Consider the following 18,262-nt stretch of genomic DNA (forward strand, 5'->3'; position numbering starts at 1 on the left):
GGCCTCCGGGAACGACGACATGGAGGTGCGGGACGCGATCAGCGCGCCCGACGCCGAGGGGAAGCCGCGCCGCGCCACCCGCCGCTTCCCGCTGTTCACGAGGGACACCGCACGCCCCGAGGGCGGCGGCCGCGCCGCTCCCGGCGACGCCCCGGCGCCCGCCCGGCAGTGGCCGATCCTCGCCGTCCTGGCCACGGTCGCGATCGGCCTGCTGGTCACCGCCCTCGACAACTTCCGCGTCGGCTGTCTGCTGATCGGCGCCGCGCTGCTCGCCGGCGGCGTACTGCGCTGGCTGGTCCGGGACGTCGGCATGCTCGCGGTCCGCTCCCGCTTCACCGACATCCTCACCTACGGCGTGCTCGGCTCCGTGATCGTCCTGCTGGCGCTGATGGCCCAGCCGAGCCCCTGGCTGGTGCTGCCGTTCCTCAAGGACACCCTGCACTTCACGATCGACGGCTAGGCACAACGCGTACGTACGTCAACGGCGGCCCGTCCTCTCCCCCGAGTAAGGACGGGCCGCCGTCTGCGTCCACCTTCTTGCACGGTGAACGGCCTGTTCAACGGCTGTCAGAGCGCTGTGGCACGGAAGTGACCGTTCCGCTACGGTGTCCGGTCCCTGCCACAAGCGGAACCGATCACCCGCCCCGTGTCGTCCGACAGCGTGGAGGTGAGCGATGGGCGCCTGGCAACCGCTGCCGGACGATCTGCCGCCGGAGGTGCGGCACTTCGTGGAGCAGTTGCGGCGGATCAAGGACCGCACCAACCTCAGCCTGGCCTCGCTGGGTGCGCGCACCGCGTACAGCAAGTCGTCCTGGCACCGCTATCTCAACGCCGGCCAGCCGCCGCCCCGGCAGGCCGTGGTCGCGCTGTGCGGGATCGCCGGGCTCGCCGAGACCGACATCGAACGCGTCCGGGTCCGCTGGGAGCTCGCCGTCCAGGCCTGGCCCCGCCCGGTGACCGTCCCGGCGCCGCCGGCCGGCGCGGAGGAGTACGAGGACGACCCGACGCTCCCGTGGTGGGAGGAGCCGCCGCAGCCACCGCAGCAGACCCGGGACAGCGGCCGGCTGCTCCGGTACGCGGGACTGCTGTTGCTCCTGCTGCTCGTGCTCGCGGCTGTCGGAGTCGTGGTGTTCGGGTGAGCTTCGTACGGGAGTGACGGGTGTTGCGACATGTGTGCGCCCTGTGTGTCGATGTGTTGACAAGTTTGCGTATTTGCAACGAAGTCGTTCAACAACCGAGTTAGCGTGGCCAATCGGGACGGTCCGGGACGTCCCGTCGCTGGAGGACTGGACCTGGGCATGCTGGGCGTGCAACGGTGCATGCCCACAGCCCCGATGCACCCGTGCGCCCCCACCCCGGGAACTGAGATCCTTACTGGGCGCATCCCTTTGGGTAGCCAGACGGGGACTCGGCAGAGGGCACATGCGCGGGGGAACAGACCAGCACCAACCGGGGGGAAGAGGGGGGAAGCAATGCCTCGTTGGAGGGCCTTGCCGGATGAACTGGATCCGCAGGTCAGGGAGTTCGCCAGCCAACTGCGGCGGCTCGTGGACCGCAGCGGACTGAGCATCGCGGCGGTGGCCGACCGCACGGGCTACAGCAAGACGTCCTGGGAGCGTTATCTCAACGGCAGACTCCTCGCGCCCAAGGGCGCCATCGTCGCACTGGCCGAGGTCACCGGCACCAATCCCATCCACCTGACGACGATGTGGGAACTCGCCGAGCGTGCCTGGAGCCGCTCCGAGATGCGCCACGACATGACCATGGAGGCCATCCGGATCTCCCAGGCGCGCGCCGCGCTAGGGGAGTTCGGGGCGCCTCCGGCCAACGCCAAGGGCAGCAAGACCGCCCGCAAGAGCACCAGCGCGACGGCGACCCCGGGGGTGGCCGGGCCCGCGGGCGTGGCCCCGACCGTGCCGCCGCAGCCGGCCTCGCCCGAGGTCCGGGACGCCACCCCGCAGACGGCTCGCGAGGGCGGCAACTCGTGGGGTGTCGCCGGGTACAACGGCCCCTCCTCCTCGGGCGGACGCGCCCCGGAGAACGGCGCCGCCCGTCCGTCGCCGGTGCCGGGGCAGCCGTACGGCGAACCCCAGGGCCGGCCGATCGGCGAACCCCCGCAGGGGCCCCGGCCCGCCACGACCCCCGGCGGTGGTTCCGGCGGGAAGCGGCGGCTGACGATGTTCCTCGCCGGGGTCATCGGAGTGCTCGTCGTGGTCGCCGCCGCGTACTTCCTGACGGACGGCGGCGAGAAGAAGAACGAAGGCGGGGGCGCCTCGCCCTCCCCGACCGCCACCACCTCCGTCCAACTCCCGCCCGGCGTCCAGTGCAGCGGTGCCTCCTGCACCGGCAAGGACGCCGAGACCATGGGATGCAGCGGAGACCTGGTGACCACCACCGCCACCGCGACCGTCGGCACCACGGTCCTGGAGGTCCGCTACAGCAAGACGTGCGGCGCGGCATGGGGGCGTATCACCCAGGCCGCACAGGGCGACGAGGTCGTGGTGAGCGTCGGCAAGACCAAGGAGAACGGCTCGATCACCGAGGCCGGCGACACCATCGCGTACACGCCGATGGTGGCGGTGAAGGACGCGGGCGACGCCGTGGCCTGCGCGACGCTGGCGGCGGGGGAGAAGGGCTGCACCAAGTAGGCGCCGAAGACGGCCGAGCGGTCGCGGACCGCTGAGAAACAATTTCAGAATCACAGGCATGGCCGGATGAATCGTGGGCACGCGAACCGTACCCCCACGGGAGTCCGGCCATGTCGGTTTCCCCTTGCGGCGGCCGCCCCGGTCCCCCCTCTCCCGGACGGACGGGCGGCCGCCCCCTTCTTTTTCCGGCCCCGTTCCCGCATCTGTGGGGTGGGCCACAGGGACCCGGCGGTCCGAGATCCCGGATGCGCGATAGCCTGACCGGTGGATCTCTTACCTGCCGATATGCGGCTCCGCCGCGGGCAAGAGATCGATCATTTGTACGTCCGCCAGCCCTGGGGCAGTGACGCCCCACCGCCAGCTGTCCTACGGAGAACGCCATGACCCGCACTCCCGTGAACGTCACCGTCACCGGCGCGGCCGGCCAGATCGGTTACGCCCTGCTCTTCCGCATCGCCTCCGGCCAGCTGCTCGGCGCGGACGTGCCGGTCAAGCTCCGCCTCCTGGAGATCACCCCGGCGCTCAAGGCCGCCGAGGGCACCGCGATGGAACTGGACGACTGCGCGTTCCCGCTGCTCCAGGGCATCGACATCTCGGACGACCCGAACGTCGCCTTCGACGGCGCCAACGTAGCCCTCCTGGTAGGCGCCCGCCCCCGTACCAAGGGCATGGAGCGCGGTGACCTCCTGGAGGCCAACGGCGGCATCTTCAAGCCGCAGGGCAAGGCCATCAACGACAACGCCGCGGACGACATCAAGGTCCTCGTCGTCGGCAACCCGGCCAACACCAACGCCCTGATCGCCCAGGCCGCCGCCCCGGACGTGCCGGCCGAGCGCTTCACCGCGATGACCCGCCTCGACCACAACCGCGCGCTGACCCAGCTCGCGAAGAAGACGGGCACCACGGTCGCCGACATCAAGCGCCTGACCATCTGGGGCAACCACTCCGCCACCCAGTACCCCGACATCTTCCACGCGGAGATCGCCGGCAAGAACGCGGCCGAGGTCGTGGGCGACGAGCAGTGGCTCGCCGACACCTTCATCCCGACCGTCGCCAAGCGCGGCGCCGCGATCATCGAGGCCCGTGGCGCGTCCTCCGCCGCGTCCGCCGCCAACGCCGCCATCGACCACGTCCACACCTGGGTCAACGGCACCGCCGAGGGCGACTGGACCTCCATGGGCATCCCGTCGGACGGCTCCTACGGCGTCCCGGAGGGCCTGATCTCCTCGTTCCCCGTCACCACCAAGGACGGCCAGTACGAGATCGTCCAGGGTCTGGACATCAACGAGTTCTCCCGCGCCCGGATCGACGCCTCCGTCGCCGAGCTCGCGGAGGAGCGCGAGGCGGTCCGCGCCCTCGGCCTCATCTGAGCCCGCCTCTGTAGGAAGCGGCTTCTGTCACGAGCCTGCACGGGCCCTGTTCCGGTTTCTTCCGGGGCGGGGCCCGCGCCCGTTTTCACCGCTACCGTCAAGAACGTTACCCGCCAAGGTGATTCGGGGGGTTCGCGATGGGCGGATGGAACGGTCAGAACGGTCACAGCTCCGGTTCCGACGAGCACGAGCCGAGCGAGGAGAGGGGCCAGGCGGCCTGGGGTGCGCAGGGTCAGGGCGGCTCTTCACCGCCCTGGGCCTCGGCGGAGACACAGACCTCGCACACACCGCCGCCCTGGGTCCCGGACCGGATGCGGACGGACAGCACCCCGTTTCCGGTGCCGCCGGCGCCGCCCGTACCACCGTCTCCCGGCCCGCGCCGGTTCCTGGTGATCCTCACCGCGATGGCCGTGCTGGGCGCGGGCGTCGGCGCGGGTGTCTGGTTCGTGACCCGCGAGGGGGTGACGGGCGCCGGAGGCACCCCGGGACCGGGCGTCGTCGTCACGACCGCGCCACCGAAGACATCGGGGACGCCGGGGACCACACCGCCCGAGACCCCTCCGGAGTCCACCACTCCGCCGCCCTCGCCCGTCGACTCGCCACCGCCGAGCCCCGCCACCGGCTACCGCGTCATCGAGGACCCCGTCGGCTACACGCTCTTCGTGCCCGAGGACTGGACCCGCAGACAGGAACAGGGCGTGAAGGCCCCCGTGGTCTTCTACGACGACCCCGCCGACGGCCGCCAGCTGCACATCTTCCTGGTGACGGAGGACGACGACCGGGACTCCCTCTTCCAGGCCGAGAACAGCCCCGACTTCGGCCTTGTCCACCTCAACGGCTACCAGGCCCTGGAGCGCGACGAGGGCGCCACCTGGTCCGAGCTCACCTACCGCTACGACGACGAGGACAAGGGCCCGCGCCAGGTGATCGACCATCGCTTCAAGGCGGCCGAGGACACCTACTACGCGATCCGAGCGAGCGGCCCCGAGGACATGTCCCTCGCGCAGATCCGCGAGCCGCTCACCCAGGCGCTCAGCTCGTTCTGCCTGCGCGACCAGCTCTGCCTCTGACGGCACGCTCTCTTCGTCCGGTCAGCCGACGGGTGACTTGACCCGCGCAGACCCGGCGGCCACCCGGGAGCGCCCCGAGCCGTACCCGGCGACCACCGCCGCCGTCGCGGCCAGCACCAGCAGGGCGACGATGCGCAGGGCGGGCCCCATGCCCTGTGAGAAACCGTCGTGCGAGCCGAGGGCCGTGCCGGTGACGGCCACCCCGAGGGCCGCGCCGATCTCCCGCGCCGAGGTGCCGAGTCCGGAGCCGAGGCCCGCCCGGTCCGCCGGGAGCGAGGTCACCACACCGAGGGTCAGCGCCGGCATGCTCAGCCCCGTACCGGCGGAGATGACCAGCAGCCAGCAGGCGTACGCCGCGTAGGGCGTGCCCGCGTCCACCGTGGACGCGCCGAGCAGCCCGAGTCCGATCAGCGCGAGCCCGCCACCGATCACGAGCCGGGGGTACGACGTCCAGCGGGCCGCCAGCTTCGGCATCACCGCCATCCCGACGATCAGCGGAACGATCGCGACACCGGTGCGGGCGGGCTCGTAGCCCTTGACGCCTTGCAGGTACTGCGAGTTGACGTAGAACAGGGCGAACAGGCCGAAGAAGCCGGTGGCCAGGCCGAGGGTCGTGGCGCGCAGCCGGGGCGCGGCGAAGACGCGCGGGTCGAGGAGCGGGGTGCGGGAGCGGAGGGCGTGGGCGACGAAGGCCGCCAGCAGGAGGGCGCCCGCGGCGAAGGCCACGAGGATGCGCGGGGAGCCCCAGCCGTACGCCGGGCCCTCGATGATGCCGAACAGGACCGCGACCAGGCCCGCCGTGAGGAGGGCGGTGCCGAGGGGGTCGGGGTGGTTGTCGGGGGCGCGGTCGGTGCGGGGGGTCGTCACCGCGACGGCGAGGGCCAGCAGCGCCGCCAGCGGGACCATGAGCGCGAACAGGGCACGCCAGGACAGGAACTGGCCGACCAGACCGCCGCCGAGGTTGCCCGCCATGCCGCCCAGGCCGATCGCCAGGGTCCAGGACGCCATGGCCTGGGCGCGGTGTTCGGGGCCGGCGAGCCGCATCAGGATCGACAGGGTGGCGGGCGTGATCAGCGCGGCTCCGGCGCCGGAGATACCGCGTCCCGTGATCAGCAGCGCCGGGCCGGAGGCGAGGGCGCTGGTGGCGGCGCCCGCCCCGAACAGGGCCAGCCCGGTGAGCAGGGCGCCCTTGCGGCCGTATCGGTCGCCGAGGGCGCCGGCCGGGACGAGGAGGGAGGCGAAGACGATGACGTACGCGTCGACCGTCCACAGGATCTCGGTGTGGGAGGGGTGCAGGGAGGATGAACTCAGCTGGGGGATCAGGAGGTTGATGGCGGCGACCATGCTCTGGGCCACGAGGACGCAGGCGCAGAGGGCGAGGAGCGTGGAGCGTTTGAGGGCGGGCGGGTTCGGGGCGGGCGAGGGCATGGCTCCTCCGGGGAGCTCGGTGGGTTGGTGGGGGATGCCCTGTCACCGTAGGGTCGATGCTGTCCTGCACTCCAGTGCAAGCTTTGCAAGGGGTCGATGCGTGTGACGCAATCCGCGAACCTGGACCTGAATCTGCTGGTCGCCCTGGATGTGCTGCTGGAGGAGCAGAGCGTCGGAGGCGCCGCCCGCCGCCTCCATCTCTCCGAACCCGCCATGTCCCGCACCCTCGGCCGGATCCGCAAGGCGCTCGGTGATCCCGTGCTGGTGCGGGCCGGGCGGCGGATGGTGCCGACCCCGCACGCGCTCGCCGTACGGGCAGAGGTGAGCGCGGTCGTGGAGCGGGCGCGGGTGCTGTTCGCGCCGGGCCGGGACGCGGATCTGCGGACCGTGGAACGGACGTTGACGATCATCGGGCATGACGCCATCGCCGCCGCCTGCGGTCCCGCCCTGTTCGCCCGCGCCGCCGAGGAGGCGCCCGGCATCAGGGTGCGGTTCCTCGCGGAGACCCATATCGACGCGCCCTTCCTGCGGCAGGGAACCGCCGATCTGGAGGTGGGGGTCGTCGACACCTCGGCGCCCGAGGTGCATGTGGAGTCCCTGTACGAGGACCGGATGCTGGGGGTCGTGCGGGCCGGACACCCGTTGCTGGAAGGGGAGTTGACGCCGGAGCGGTACGCCTCGGAGGTCGATCACCTCATTGTGTCGCGGCGGGGCAAGCTGCATGGGCCGATCGACGAGCGGCTCGCCGAACTGGGGCTGCGGCGGCGGGTGGTGGGGAGTGTGGGGACCTTCCCGGCCTCGCTGTTCGTCATCCGGGACACCGATCTCGCCGGGCTGATCAGCTCCTGGAGCGTGCCGTTGGCGGACAGTCTGGGGCTGGCCGTGTTCGACGTACTGCTTGAACTGCCGCCGCTGCGGCTGGGGTTGGCGTGGCATCCGCGGCATGACGCGGATCCGGCGCATGCGTGGTTGCGGGAGGCGGTGCGGGGCGTACTGGCGGAGTGGTCAGGGGGAGGGAGCGGTGGGGGTGGCGGGAGCGGTGGGGGTGGCGGGGGCGGTGGGGGCGCCTCGACGTAGCCGTTTCTCGAACCAGTGGCTGGCGTAGACGTGGTCGTCGTACGCCGGGATCTCCTGGTAGCCGCATGCCCGGTACATCGCCTGCGCCTCGGTGAGTGTGGCGTGGGTGTCGAGTCGTACGGTGGTCAACTGCCGTTCCATGGCGGCCTGTTCGAGTTCCGCGAGGATGCGTCGGGCCAGGCCCAGGCGGCGGGCCTCCGGGTGGACCCAGACGTGGCGGATCTCCCCGACGCCCGAGGACAGGCGGCGCAGCGCCCCGCAGCCCACCGGCCGGCCCTCCTCGTACGCGACGAAGAACGCGCCGGCGTCACCGGAGACCTCCTCGGGGCGGACGAGGTCGGACTTGTCGAAGCCCTCCGGGAAGCGGGCCTCGATGTCGGCGGCGTAGGCGTCGAGGCAGGCGCGGGCGTCCGGGGCGTGGCCGTCGACGAGGGTGACCGTGATGGCCGCGAGGCGCAGCAGGCGGCGGGTGGTGGCCAACGCGGCGGTCAGGTCGGTGCGTTGGGTATCGGTGAGGCCGGAGAGGAGACCCGCGGCGAGGGCGTCGGCGCGGCGGTTCTGCTCCTTGACCTCGGTGCGCCCTGCCGGGGTCAGCTCGACCGTGCGCAGCCGGTTGTCGTGCGGGTGCACGCTGATCCGGACCATCCCCTGGGCCTCCAGCGTCTTCGCCATCCGGCTCAGATACCCGGCGTCCAGCGCGAGCCGGCTCCTCAGCTCGCGCAGGGACACCCCGTCGCCGATCTCGAAGAGCAGCCGGGCCTCGCCGAGGGGGCGGTCCTGGCCGAGGTAGTGGTCGTCGAGTGCGCCGATGCGGCGGGTGAAGTAGCGGTTGAAACGGCGGAGGGCCGCGACCTGGTCCGTCGGCACGGGGTTCGTGTGCGCTGGGTCTGTGTGGGCAGGCTCCATGTTCTTTGACTTTAGTCAAAGGTTGCGGTGGGGTCCAGGGATGCGTTCATCAGGCGGCGGCCGATCTTCTGCGCCGCCTCTCGCAGCTCGCGCGGTTTTACGATCCGGAACGGGACGGGGAGCTCCGTGAGCTGTCGGGCGTACCACTCCGGTTCGTCGGTCGTGGCGAGCAGGCGGGTGGTCCGGGCGTCCCGTGGCTCGGGGCGGCCCAGGCTGCGGGGGAGCCAGGCGGCCACCTGGTCGGCCGGAGCCTCGACGATGACCTCGATCTCGTTCGACCAGCCCTCGGCGAGGTGTTCCTCCAGGGTTTCCAGTGGGTCGAGGTGCTCGGGGGGTGTGAAGTCCGCTTCGAGGACCGTGACACCCGCGATCCGGTCGACGCGCAGGATCCGGCGGGCGTCGGCGTAGTGCGACCGGCACAGCAGGTACCAGCGGCCGTGGCGGACGACGACCGCCCACGGGTCGACCTCCATGGTGCGTACGCCCTTGGCGCCGAGGTCGTAGTCGAGGCGGACCTGGTGGTGGGCGGTCGCGGCCTGGACCAGGGTCGCGGTGGTGGCGGGGTCGGGGGCGGTGGCGTCGGGGGCGGTGGCGTCGGGGCCCCGGGTGCTGATCCGGCGTACCGCCTCCGCCGGGTGGGCGACCGGTTCGGGCAGTACGCGCACGATCTTGCCGAGCGCGCCGCCCACGGGGGTGGTCGGGTCCGCGGCGTCGTGATGGCCGTCCAGTACGGCCATCACCAGGGCCAGCGCCTCCTCCGAGGTGAACATCAGCGGGGGTACGCGGGCGCCGCGGCCGACGCGGTAGCCGCCGTACGGGCCGCGTGTGGAGTCGATGGGGATACCGGCCTCGCGGAGGACGGCGACATAGCGGCGGGCGGCGCGTTCGGAGACGCCGAGGCGGGTGGCGAGGCGGTCGGCTGTGATGCCGGGGGTGTTGTGGAGGTGTTCCAGGGCGAGGAGGGTGCGGGCGGTGGGGCTCTCATCGGGTTTCATCGTCGTCATCGCTCATCGCTCGGATTCCGGTCGTGGATCGTCCGGAATGGACCGTAGCGTGATCGGCATGAGTGAGGACATGAGTGAGGGCGGCATCGGCGAGAGCATCCTTCTGGAGCCGCCCGTCGCGGGCAGCGAGGTCGACACCCTGATCGGCTCCCTGGAACGGCAGCGCAGGACGTTCGCCTGGAAGTCCGAGGGGCTGGACGCGGCCGGGCTGAACACCAGGGTCGGGGCCTCCACGATCACGCTGGGCGGGCTGCTCAAGCATCTGGCGCTGGTCGAGGCCGACTACTTCACCCTGCGACTGCTCGGGAAGGACCCGGGCGCGCCCTGGAACACCGTCGACTGGGACGCCGAGCCGGGCTGGGAGTGGCGCTCGGCCGCCTCCGACAGCCCCGAGGAGCTGTACGCGCTGTGGCAGGCGGCGGTGGCGCGATCGCGGGCGAACATCCGGGAGTTCCTCGCCGACGGTGGCGTCGACCGGCCCGTCGCCTACACCTCGCCGCGCGGGGAGTCGCCGAGCCTGCGGCGGATCCTGGCGGACCTCATCGAGGAGTACGCCCGCCATGTCGGGCAGGCGGACCTGATCCGGGAGGCGGTCGACGGGCGGGTGGGGGAGGACCCGCCGGCCGACTTCCAGGCGTGGTCAGGTGCTCTGTAGTTCTTCCTGAAGCTTCCCCACGTCCACCGACTCGTCCGCCGAGGGTGTCGCGGTCGGCACCGGCTTGTCGTAGTCCGTGAAGGTCAGTGTCATGTCGGTGCCGTCGCCCCGCTGGATCGCCTTCACCAGCCGGTGCGGCGAGTCCGAAGTGACGTACAGGACCGTCCTGTTGCCGTCCTCCGTGCCCGTCAGCGGAATCACCTTCGTGCCGTCGACCGTGGTCTCGTCGCCCTTCGTGAGCGCGTTGGCGTCGTCGGAGCCGTCGCCCTCGACCTCCTTCTGGAAGGAGGTCAGATCGCAGGTGTCGGCCATGCCCTTGAGCATGGCGTCGTTCGTGGAGCCGTGGATGTAGCGGTTCTTGAAGAGCTCGGCGACCGCGTCGCCCTGGCTGCCGGGCACCTGAGCCTTCCAGAAGGTGCGGTCCGGTTTCATCCACACCTCGTCGCCCTGTTTGACGATCTCGACGCTGCCGCCGCCCGCGCCCATCTTCATCGAGCCCACGCAGTTGCCGTCCTGGTCGAGGGCGAGGTCCATCGAGGTCGGCTGGGTTCTGCTGGCCGTCGTGCTCGTACTGCGGTCCGTCAGCCTCAGATGGACGGACCCGGCGTCGAGGAGATTGTCCTTCGCCTGGTCGGCGAGTTGCCGTGCGCTCAGGTCGTCGCCGTCGTCCGCGGCGACGAGGACCGGTGAGAGCAGAAGTACCGCTGTCGCGCAGATCAGTGCTTTCCCTGTCATGTGCCACCTCCGCACCACTCCTCAGCGTACGATTCGCCCCTCTTTGTCCGCATGTTCAGTGACGCCGCACACTTTCGGGCATCGATTGCGCATGCAATGAGGGGGTCCGGGCAGGCGGTGACGGTCCCCGTGAGTGAGACGTCTGTGACTCAGGGGCACCGAACAGGAACGGAAGGCAACACCGATCATGGCCGGACAGCACGAGAGGCATGCGCGGCGCTCGCAGCGGCAGGCGCAGCACACGATCCACGCGGGCGGCGAGTGGCACGCGGCCCGCTCCGGCGCGACCCGTGACATCCTCGACCCCGCGGACGCGCGGCCCTTCGCCGTCGTCGCCGAGGGCGACGAGCGGGACACCGACCTCGCGGTCGCCGCCGCGCGGGAGGCCTTCGACCACGGCGACTGGCCGCGCACCCCCGTCTCCGAGCGTGCCGCGCTGCTCTACCGTGTCGCCGATTCCCTGATGCGCGACCGCGAACGGCTCGGCCTGCTGGAGAGCCGGGACGCGGGCAAGACCCTCGAAGAGGGCCGCGTCGACATCGACTGTGTCGCCGACGCCTTCCGCTACTTCGCCGGCCTCGTCGCCGCCGAGGCCCCCGGCCGGGTCGTCGACGCGGGCTCGCCCGAGGTCCACAGCGTCGTCGTACACGAGCCCGTCGGTGTCTGCGCGCTGATCACACCCTGGAACTACCCGCTGCTCCAGGCCAGTTGGAAGATCGCCCCGGCGCTCGCGGCCGGCAACACCTTCGTCGTCAAGCCGAGCGAGATCACCCCGCTGACGACGATCGCCCTGATCGAGCTGCTGGTGGAAGCGGGTCTCCCGGCCGGTGTCGCCAACATCGTGACCGGGCCGGGCGGTTCGGTCGGCGCGCGGCTCGCCGAGCACCCCGACGTCGATCTCGTCTCCTTCACCGGCGGCCTGGTCAGCGGCACCAAGGTCGCGCGGGCCGCGGCCCCTTCGGTCAAGAAGGTCGCCCTCGAACTCGGCGGCAAGAACCCCAACGTGGTCTTCGCCGACGCCTGCGCCACGGACGAGGGCTTCGACACCGCCGTCGACCAGGCCCTCAACGCCGCCTTCATCCACAGCGGGCAGGTCTGCTCCGCGGGTGCCCGCCTCATCATCGAGGAGTCGGTCAGCGAGCGCTTCGTCGCCGAACTCGCCGACCGGGCAAGCCGCATCCGCCTCGGCCGCGGCACCGACGACGGCGTCGAGTGCGGCCCGCTCGTCTCCGAGCAGCAGCGCGCGAAGGTGGAGGCGTACGTCGCCTCGGCGCTGGCGGAGGGGGCGGTGCTGCGGACCGGGGGGAAGCGCCCGGAGGGGCTCAACGAGGGCTTCTTCTACGCGCCGACCGTCCTCGACGCCTGCCACCGCGAGATGAAGGTCGTCCGCGAGGAGGTCTTCGGCCCGGTCCTCACCGTCGAGACCTTCCGCACCGAGGACGAGGCCGTCGCGCTCGCCAACGACACCGAGTACGGCCTCGCGGGCGGCGTCTGGACCACCGACGCCGGCCGCGCCCGCCGCGTCGCGGGCCGCCTGCGTCACGGCACCGTCTGGATCAACGACTTCCACCCCTACCTCCCGCAGGCGGAGTGGGGCGGCTTCGGCAAGAGCGGCACCGGCCGCGAACTGGGCCCCGCCGGACTCGCCGAGTACCGCGAGACCAAGCACATCTACCAGAACCTCGCGCCCCGGCCCGTCCGCTGGTTCGCCGGCTGAGCGCACCTCGCCGACTGAGCACCCGCGCGGCTGAGCACCCCTCGCACGCACCACCCCTCAGGAGTACCCCCCATGCACAGGCACGACCACGACCACGATCACGAGTACGACTACGTCGTCATCGGCGGCGGCACCGCAGGATCCGTCATAGCCGCCCGCCTCACCGAGAACCCCGACACCACCGTCGCCGTCATCGAGGGCGGCCCCAGCGACGTCGGCCGCGACGACGTCCTGACCCTGCGCCGCTGGATGGGCCTCCTCGGCGGCGAACTCGACTACGACTACCCGACGGTGGAGCAGCCCCGCGGCAACTCCCACATCCGGCACAGCCGCGCCCGCGTCCTCGGCGGCTGCTCCTCCCACAACACGCTGATCGCCTTCAAGCCGCTGCCCTCCGACTTCGACGAGTGGGAGGCGAACGGCGCCAAGGGCTGGGGCGCGGTCCCCATGGAGGCGTACTACGCGCGGCTCCTCAACAACATCGTCCCCGTCGACGAGAAGGACCGGAACGCCATCGCCCGCGCCTTCGTCGAAGCGGCGCGGGAGGCGACGGGCGTCCCGCGCGTCGAGGGCTTCAACCGCAAGCCCTTCAACGACGGCGCCGGCTTCTTCGACCTCGCCTACCACCCCGAGAACAACAAACGGTCCTCGGCGTCGGTGGCGTATCTGCACCCGGTCATGGACGAACGCCCCAACCTGACCATCCTGCTGGAGACTTGGGCGTACCGGCTGGACCTGGACGGCACCCGCGCGCGAGGCGTGCAGGTGCGTGCCGCCGACGGCGAGGAGTTCACCGTACGGGCTCGTCGCGAGGTCGTGCTGTGCGCGGGCGCCGTCGACTCCCCGCGTCTGCTCCTGCACTCCGGCATCGGCCCGCGCGCGGACCTCGAAGCCCTCGGCATCCCGGTCGTCCACGACCTGCCCGGCGTCGGCGAGAACCTCCTCGACCACCCGGAGTCGGTGATCGTCTGGGAGACCCACGGACCGATCCCGGAGAACTCCGCGATGGACTCCGACGCGGGCCTGTTCGTCCGCCGCGACCCCGAACACCCGGGCCCGGACCTGATGTTCCACTTCTACCAGGTCCCCTTCACGGACAACCCGGAGCGCCTCGGCTACGAACGCCCCGCGCACGGCGTCTCGATGACCCCGAACATCCCCAAGCCGAAGAGCCGCGGACGCCTCTACCTGAAGAGCGCGGACCCGGCGGAGAAGCCCGCCCTCGACTTCCGCTACTTCACCGACGAGGACGACTACGACGCCCGCACCCTGGTCGACGGCATCCGTATCGCCCGCGAGATAGCGAAGACCGAACCGCTCGCGGGCTGGCTGAAGCGCGAGGTCTGCCCGGGCCCTGAGGTCGTCGGCGACGAGGAACTGAGCGAGTACGCCCGCAAGGTCGCGCACACCGTGTACCACCCGGCGGGCACCTGCCGTATGGGCGCCGTCGACGACGAACTCGCCGTGGTCGACCCGGAGTTGCGGATCCGCGGCCTCGACGGCATCCGTGTCGCCGACGCGTCCGTCTTCCCGACGATGACCGCCGTGAACCCGATGATCGGAGTGCTGATGGTCGGTGAACGGGCCGTGGACCTGATCGGAGGTGGTGCGTGATGAGTACCGCGATGGAGAGCAAGGAGAGCATGGAAAGCGCGGGGAACGCGGTCTTCTCCGTGGACGGCCTGTGGAAGGTGTTCGGCCCCAAGGCGGACAGGATTCCGGCCGATCCGGAGCTCGCCCGGCTGCCGGCCCCCGAACTCCGCGCCCGCACCGGCTGCACGGCCGCCGTCCGGGACGTCTCCTTCGACGTCCGCAAGGGCGAGGTCTTCGTCGTGATGGGCCTGTCCGGCTCCGGCAAGTCCACCCTCGTCCGATGTCTGACCCGGCTCATCGAACCGACGGCCGGCACGATCGCCATCGACGGGGAGGACGTCCGCGCCATGGACAAGTCCCGCCTCCGCGAACTCCGCCGCCACCGCGCCGCGATGGTCTTCCAGCACTTCGGCCTCCTCCCGCACCGCACGGTCCTCGACAACGTGGCGTACGGCCTGGAGATCCAGGGCGTGGGCAAGGCGGAGCGCCGGGAGCGGGCCGCCGAGGTCGTCGCGAAGGTCGGCCTGGACGGCATGGAACAGCGCAGGCCGAGCCAGCTGTCGGGCGGCCAGCGGCAACGCGTGGGCCTGGCACGGGCCTTGGCGGTGGACCCCGAGGTGCTGCTCTTCGACGAACCCTTCAGCGCCCTCGACCCCCTCATCCGCAGGGACATGCAGGAGGAGGTCGTCCGGCTGCACCGCGAGGAGGGCCGCACGATGGTCTTCATCACCCATGACCTGAGCGAGGCCCTGAAACTGGGTGACCGCATCGCCCTCATGCGCGACGGCCGCGTGGTCCAGCTGGGCACCCCGGAGGAGATCGTGGGCTCGCCCGCCGACGACTACGTCCGGGAGTTCGTCCGTGACGTCCCGCGCGAGCAGGTCCTGACGGTGCGCACGGCGATGCGTCCCGCGTCGGAGGCGGAGGCGGAGGCCGGGAACGGGCCTGCGGTGGCGCCGGGCGCGACGGTCTCGGAGGCGATCGAGGCGGTGGCGCGGGCGGGGGCTCCGGCGCGCGTCGTCGAACAGGGGCGCTGTGTCGGGGTGGTGGACTCGGACGCGCTGCTCGGGGTGGTGGCCGGGATCGCCAAGGAGGCCGTCTGATGGCAACCGTCACCGCTCCCGCCCCCCGCGCCCTCCCCGCCGTCCTCAAACACCGCGCCGTGCACAAGCTCCTCCTGCTTGCCGCGGCCGCCGCTGTCCTCGTCCCCCTCGCGAACGCCCGCTGGGCCGACGGCACTTGGCCCACCGCGCTCACCGTCGACCTCACCGACCCCCTCACCAGGGCCAGCGACTGGATCGTCGACAACCGGGACAGCCACCCCCTGTTCCTCTACTTCTTCGGCCATATCAGCAACGCGGTCGTCCTCTCCGTACGAGCCGTCTATCTGGTCCTTCTCGCCGCGGGCTGGGCCGGAGTGACAGCCCTCGGCGCCCTCGTCGCCTGGCGCGTCGCCGGGGTCAGGCTCGCCCTGGGCACCGCCGCCGCGTTCCTCACCTGCGGTCTGCTCGGCATGTGGGTGCCGACGATGCAGACGCTGGCCCTGATGGTGGTCGCCGTCCTGGCATCGGTGGCCGTGGGCGCCGTGCTGGGCCTCGCCGCGGGCCTGTCCGACCGCCTCGACCGCGCCCTGCGCCCCGTCCTGGACACCATGCAGGTGCTCCCGGCGTACGCGTACCTCCTCCCCGTGGTCATGGTCTTCGGCCTCGGCGTCCCCGCCGCCGTCCTCGCCACCGTCGTCTACGCCGCCCCGCCCATGGCCCGCCTCACCGCCCTCGGCCTGCGCGGCGCCGACAAGGAGGTCCTGGAGGCCGTCGAGTCCCTCGGCGCCAACGGACGGCAGCGCCTGCTGACCGCCCGCATCCCGCTGGCCCGCAAGGAACTCCTCCTCGGCCTCAACCAGACGATCATGATGGCCCTGTCCATGGCCGTCATCGCCTCGGTCATCGGCGCGGGCGGCCTCGGCGACCGCGTCTACCAGGCGCTCGCGTCCGTCGACGTGGGCGCGGCGCTGGCCGCCGGCATCCCGATCGTGCTGCTGGCCGTCGTACTGGACCGGGTGACGGGCGCGGCTGGCAGCGGTCGGGCCGAAGCCCTCCGCACCGGTGCCGCGGGCGGCGGCGGTACGTCGGCAACACCCCGCACCGGATGGGCGTACGCCGTCGTCGGCACCCTCGCCATCGCCCTCGCCGGACGTCTCATGGGCCGCCTCGACTGGCCCGACGCCTGGGTCGTGCAGGTCGCCGAGCCCGTCAACCGTGCCGTCGACTGGATGACCGACCATCTCTACTCCGGTGTCCCCGTCATCGGCGGCACCGCCGACTGGGCCGCCCACTTCACCACCTGGGTCCTCAACCCCGTCCGCGACGGCCTGCAATGGCTGCCCTGGTGGTCCGTGCTGCTCGTGGTCGCGGCCCTGGCCTGGCTGATCGGCACCTGGCGCACCGCGCTCACCGCGGTCCTCGCCATGGCCACGATCGGCGTGCTGGGCGTCTGGGGCCCCGCCCTGGACACCCTCTCCCAGGTGCTCGCGGCCGTCGCCGTCACGCTCCTCATCGGCCTCGCGACCGGCATCGCGGCGGCCCGCAGCGACCGCTTCGAACGGCTGCTGCGCCCCGTCCTGGACGTCTTCCAGACGATGCCCCAGTTCGTCTACCTGATCCCGGTGGTCGCCCTGTTCGGCGTCGGCCGCGCCCCCGCGGTCGCCGCGGCCGTCGTCTACGCGCTCCCCGCCGTCGTCCGCATCACCACCCAGGGACTGCGCCAGGTCGACCCGGCCGCGCTGGAGTCCTCGAACTCGCTCGGCGCGACCGCCTGGCAGCAGATCCGCCAGGTCCAACTCCCGCTCGCCCGCCCGGCGTTGCTGCTCGCCGTCAACCAGGGCGTGGTCCTGGTCCTCGCCGTCGTCATCATCGGCGGCCTCGTCGGCGGCGGAGCCCTCGGCTATGACGCCGTGTTCGGCCTCGCCCAGGGCGACCTCGCGACCGGCCTGGTGGCCGGCGCCGCGATCGTCTGCCTCGGCCTGATGCTCGACCGGGTGACCCAGCCGACGGAACGCCGTACGAAGAAGGGAGCGTGACATGCGCAGAAGAGAGCGTGACATGCGTATCCGTACGACCGCCGTAGTGGCCGGTGCCGCTTCCCTGCTGTTGCTGACCGGTTGCGGTGCCGCCGACATGACCCGGCAGGCCTCGCCCTTCGCCAACGCGCAGGGCGCCAGGACCGTGACCCTGTCCGTCCAGTCCTGGGTCGGCGCACAGGCCAACGTGGCCGTCGCGCAGTACCTGCTGGAGCACGAACTCGGCTATCGCGTCGACACCGTGCAGGTCGACGAGGTCCCCGCCTGGGACGCCCTCAGCCAGGGCCGCGTCGACGCCATCCTGGAGGACTGGGGCCACCCCGAGCAGGAACAGCGCTACGTCCAGGACAAGAAGACCATCGTGAACGGCGGCGGCCTCGGCGTCACCGGCCACATCGGCTGGTACGTCCCCACGTACTTCGCCAAGGAGCACCCGGACGTCACCGACTGGAAGAACCTCGACAAGTACGCCGACCGGATGCGCACCGCGGAGAGCGGCTCCAAGGGCCAGCTGATGGACGGCTCGCCCTCCTACGTCACCAACGACAAGGCGCTGGTGAACAACCTCAACCTGGACTACCAGGTGGTGTTCGCCGGCTCGGAGGCCGCCCAGATCACCCAGATCAGGCAGTTCGCCAAGGAGAAGAAGCCCTTCCTCACCTACTGGTACTCACCCCAGTGGCTGTTCGAGAAGGTCCCCATGACCGAGGTGAAACTCCCCGCCTACAAGGACGGCTGCGACACCGACCCCGAGAAGGTGGCCTGCGCCTACCCGCATACCCCGTTGCAGAAGTACCTCAACGCCGACTTCGCCCGCTCCGGCGGCACGGCGGCCGCCTTCCTGAAGAAGTTCAAGTGGACGACCGAGGACCAGAACGAGGTCTCCCTGATGATCGCCGACCAGAAACTGACCCCGGAGGAAGCGGCGAAGAAGTGGGTGGACAGCCACGAGGCCACATGGCGCACCTGGCTGCCCTGAG

The 18,262-nt window shown here is 71.4% G+C and carries 16 protein-coding genes; 12 read left to right on the forward strand and 4 right to left on the reverse strand.

Features of this window, described 5'->3' with window-relative positions; genetic code table 11:
* Nucleotides 1-19 precede the first annotated feature (19 nt).
* The 5 genes from ABZ928_RS31730 (at nt 20) to ABZ928_RS31750 (ending at nt 5,088) form a co-directional block, all read left to right on the forward strand.
* Nucleotides 20-460: a DUF3017 domain-containing protein gene (locus ABZ928_RS31730; protein ID WP_361526711.1), complete on the forward strand. Its 441-nt coding sequence runs from the start codon at nt 20-22 to the stop codon at nt 458-460.
* Nucleotides 461-674: 214 nt separating this feature from the next.
* Nucleotides 675-1,139: a helix-turn-helix transcriptional regulator gene (locus ABZ928_RS31735; RefSeq protein WP_361526438.1), complete on the forward strand. Its 465-nt coding sequence runs from the start codon at nt 675-677 to the stop codon at nt 1,137-1,139.
* 333 nt (nt 1,140-1,472) lie between these two features.
* Nucleotides 1,473-2,648 carry a DUF2690 domain-containing protein gene (locus tag ABZ928_RS31740; protein ID WP_361526441.1) on the forward strand — a complete coding sequence of 392 codons (1,176 nt, stop codon included), beginning with the start codon at nt 1,473-1,475 and terminating at the stop codon, nt 2,646-2,648.
* 380 nt (nt 2,649-3,028) lie between these two features.
* Nucleotides 3,029-4,018, forward strand: a complete 990-nt coding sequence (locus ABZ928_RS31745) for a malate dehydrogenase (RefSeq protein ID WP_361526443.1) — start codon at nt 3,029-3,031, stop codon at nt 4,016-4,018.
* 137 nt (nt 4,019-4,155) lie between these two features.
* Nucleotides 4,156-5,088 carry a hypothetical protein gene (locus ABZ928_RS31750; protein ID WP_361526445.1) on the forward strand — a complete coding sequence of 311 codons (933 nt, stop codon included), beginning with the start codon at nt 4,156-4,158 and terminating at the stop codon, nt 5,086-5,088.
* Nucleotides 5,089-5,109: 21 nt separating this feature from the next.
* Here the strand turns inward: ABZ928_RS31750 and ABZ928_RS31755 are convergent, their stop codons facing one another.
* On the reverse strand, nt 5,110-6,516 hold the full coding sequence (locus ABZ928_RS31755; RefSeq protein WP_361526448.1) for an MFS transporter: 1,407 nt from the start codon (nt 6,514-6,516) through the stop codon (nt 5,110-5,112).
* A gap of 96 nt (nt 6,517-6,612) precedes the next feature.
* Here ABZ928_RS31755 and ABZ928_RS31760 point away from each other — a divergent pair, with 96 nt between their 5' ends.
* Nucleotides 6,613-7,593 carry a LysR family transcriptional regulator gene (locus tag ABZ928_RS31760; RefSeq protein WP_361526451.1) on the forward strand — a complete coding sequence of 327 codons (981 nt, stop codon included), beginning with the start codon at nt 6,613-6,615 and terminating at the stop codon, nt 7,591-7,593.
* On the opposite strand, the gene ABZ928_RS31765 is transcribed toward ABZ928_RS31760, so the two are convergent.
* Nucleotides 7,522-8,499: a helix-turn-helix domain-containing GNAT family N-acetyltransferase gene (locus ABZ928_RS31765; RefSeq protein ID WP_361526454.1), complete on the reverse strand. Its 978-nt coding sequence runs from the start codon at nt 8,497-8,499 to the stop codon at nt 7,522-7,524. The genes ABZ928_RS31760 and ABZ928_RS31765 overlap by 72 nt on opposite strands.
* Nucleotides 8,500-8,510: 11 nt before the next feature.
* Nucleotides 8,511-9,494 (reverse strand): WYL domain-containing protein, encoded by a 984-nt coding sequence (locus tag ABZ928_RS31770; RefSeq protein ID WP_361526457.1) that lies wholly within the window; start codon nt 9,492-9,494, stop codon nt 8,511-8,513.
* Between the two features lie 67 nt (nt 9,495-9,561).
* Here ABZ928_RS31770 and ABZ928_RS31775 point away from each other — a divergent pair, with 67 nt between their 5' ends.
* Complete coding sequence (locus tag ABZ928_RS31775; protein WP_361526459.1) at nt 9,562-10,158, forward strand: DinB family protein; 597 nt, start codon at nt 9,562-9,564, stop codon at nt 10,156-10,158.
* Here ABZ928_RS31775 and ABZ928_RS31780 read toward each other — a convergent pair.
* A complete protein-coding gene (locus tag ABZ928_RS31780; protein ID WP_361526462.1) occupies nt 10,144-10,893 on the reverse strand; it encodes a hypothetical protein in 750 nt (249 codons plus the stop codon). The two genes, ABZ928_RS31775 and ABZ928_RS31780, sit on opposite strands and share 15 nt — an antisense overlap.
* Before the next feature lie 187 nt (nt 10,894-11,080).
* On the opposite strand from ABZ928_RS31780, the gene ABZ928_RS31785 reads away from it, so the two are divergent.
* From ABZ928_RS31785 to ABZ928_RS31805, 5 genes are all read left to right on the forward strand, one after another.
* Nucleotides 11,081-12,610: an aldehyde dehydrogenase family protein gene (locus tag ABZ928_RS31785; protein WP_361526465.1), complete on the forward strand. Its 1,530-nt coding sequence runs from the start codon at nt 11,081-11,083 to the stop codon at nt 12,608-12,610.
* A 72-nt stretch (nt 12,611-12,682) separates the two neighbouring features.
* The gene (locus ABZ928_RS31790) at nt 12,683-14,224 is read left to right on the forward strand and encodes a GMC oxidoreductase (RefSeq protein WP_361526468.1); all 1,542 of its coding nucleotides are present in this window, start codon (nt 12,683-12,685) and stop codon (nt 14,222-14,224) included.
* Nucleotides 14,224-15,306: a glycine betaine/L-proline ABC transporter ATP-binding protein gene (locus tag ABZ928_RS31795; protein ID WP_361526470.1), complete on the forward strand. Its 1,083-nt coding sequence runs from the start codon at nt 14,224-14,226 to the stop codon at nt 15,304-15,306. The genes ABZ928_RS31790 and ABZ928_RS31795 overlap by 1 nt, the downstream gene beginning before the upstream one ends.
* Nucleotides 15,306-17,282 (forward strand): ABC transporter permease subunit, encoded by a 1,977-nt coding sequence (locus ABZ928_RS31800; RefSeq protein WP_361526473.1) that lies wholly within the window; start codon nt 15,306-15,308, stop codon nt 17,280-17,282. Before ABZ928_RS31795 ends, ABZ928_RS31800 begins: the two co-directional genes overlap by 1 nt.
* Nucleotides 17,283-17,304: 22 nt before the next feature.
* Nucleotides 17,305-18,261 carry an ABC transporter substrate-binding protein gene (locus ABZ928_RS31805; protein WP_361526714.1) on the forward strand — a complete coding sequence of 319 codons (957 nt, stop codon included), beginning with the start codon at nt 17,305-17,307 and terminating at the stop codon, nt 18,259-18,261.
* Nucleotide 18,262: the final 1 nt, after the last annotated feature.

Source organism: Streptomyces sp. NPDC046909, assembly GCF_040644695.1.
Taxonomy (GTDB): Bacteria; Actinomycetota; Actinomycetes; order Streptomycetales; family Streptomycetaceae; genus Streptomyces.

Coding starts and splice junctions, on each gene's coding strand:
- ABZ928_RS31740 (WP_361526441.1), top strand. CDS start 1,473: ATGCCTCGTTGGAGGGCCTTGCCGGATGAACTGGATCCGCAGGTCAGG.
- ABZ928_RS31755 (WP_361526448.1), bottom strand. CDS start 6,516: ATGCCCTCGCCCGCCCCGAACCCGCCCGCCCTCAAACGCTCCACGCTC.
- ABZ928_RS31800 (WP_361526473.1), top strand. CDS start 15,306: ATGGCAACCGTCACCGCTCCCGCCCCCCGCGCCCTCCCCGCCGTCCTC.
- ABZ928_RS31765 (WP_361526454.1), bottom strand. CDS start 8,499: ATGGAGCCTGCCCACACAGACCCAGCGCACACGAACCCCGTGCCGACG.
- ABZ928_RS31760 (WP_361526451.1), top strand. CDS start 6,613: ATGCGTGTGACGCAATCCGCGAACCTGGACCTGAATCTGCTGGTCGCC.
- ABZ928_RS31735 (WP_361526438.1), top strand. CDS start 675: ATGGGCGCCTGGCAACCGCTGCCGGACGATCTGCCGCCGGAGGTGCGG.
- ABZ928_RS31785 (WP_361526465.1), top strand. CDS start 11,081: ATGGCCGGACAGCACGAGAGGCATGCGCGGCGCTCGCAGCGGCAGGCG.
- ABZ928_RS31795 (WP_361526470.1), top strand. CDS start 14,224: ATGAGTACCGCGATGGAGAGCAAGGAGAGCATGGAAAGCGCGGGGAAC.
- ABZ928_RS31805 (WP_361526714.1), top strand. CDS start 17,305: ATGCGTATCCGTACGACCGCCGTAGTGGCCGGTGCCGCTTCCCTGCTG.
- ABZ928_RS31730 (WP_361526711.1), top strand. CDS start 20: ATGGAGGTGCGGGACGCGATCAGCGCGCCCGACGCCGAGGGGAAGCCG.
- ABZ928_RS31745 (WP_361526443.1), top strand. CDS start 3,029: ATGACCCGCACTCCCGTGAACGTCACCGTCACCGGCGCGGCCGGCCAG.
- ABZ928_RS31775 (WP_361526459.1), top strand. CDS start 9,562: ATGAGTGAGGACATGAGTGAGGGCGGCATCGGCGAGAGCATCCTTCTG.
- ABZ928_RS31770 (WP_361526457.1), bottom strand. CDS start 9,494: ATGAAACCCGATGAGAGCCCCACCGCCCGCACCCTCCTCGCCCTGGAA.
- ABZ928_RS31750 (WP_361526445.1), top strand. CDS start 4,156: ATGGGCGGATGGAACGGTCAGAACGGTCACAGCTCCGGTTCCGACGAG.
- ABZ928_RS31790 (WP_361526468.1), top strand. CDS start 12,683: ATGCACAGGCACGACCACGACCACGATCACGAGTACGACTACGTCGTC.
- ABZ928_RS31780 (WP_361526462.1), bottom strand. CDS start 10,893: ATGACAGGGAAAGCACTGATCTGCGCGACAGCGGTACTTCTGCTCTCA.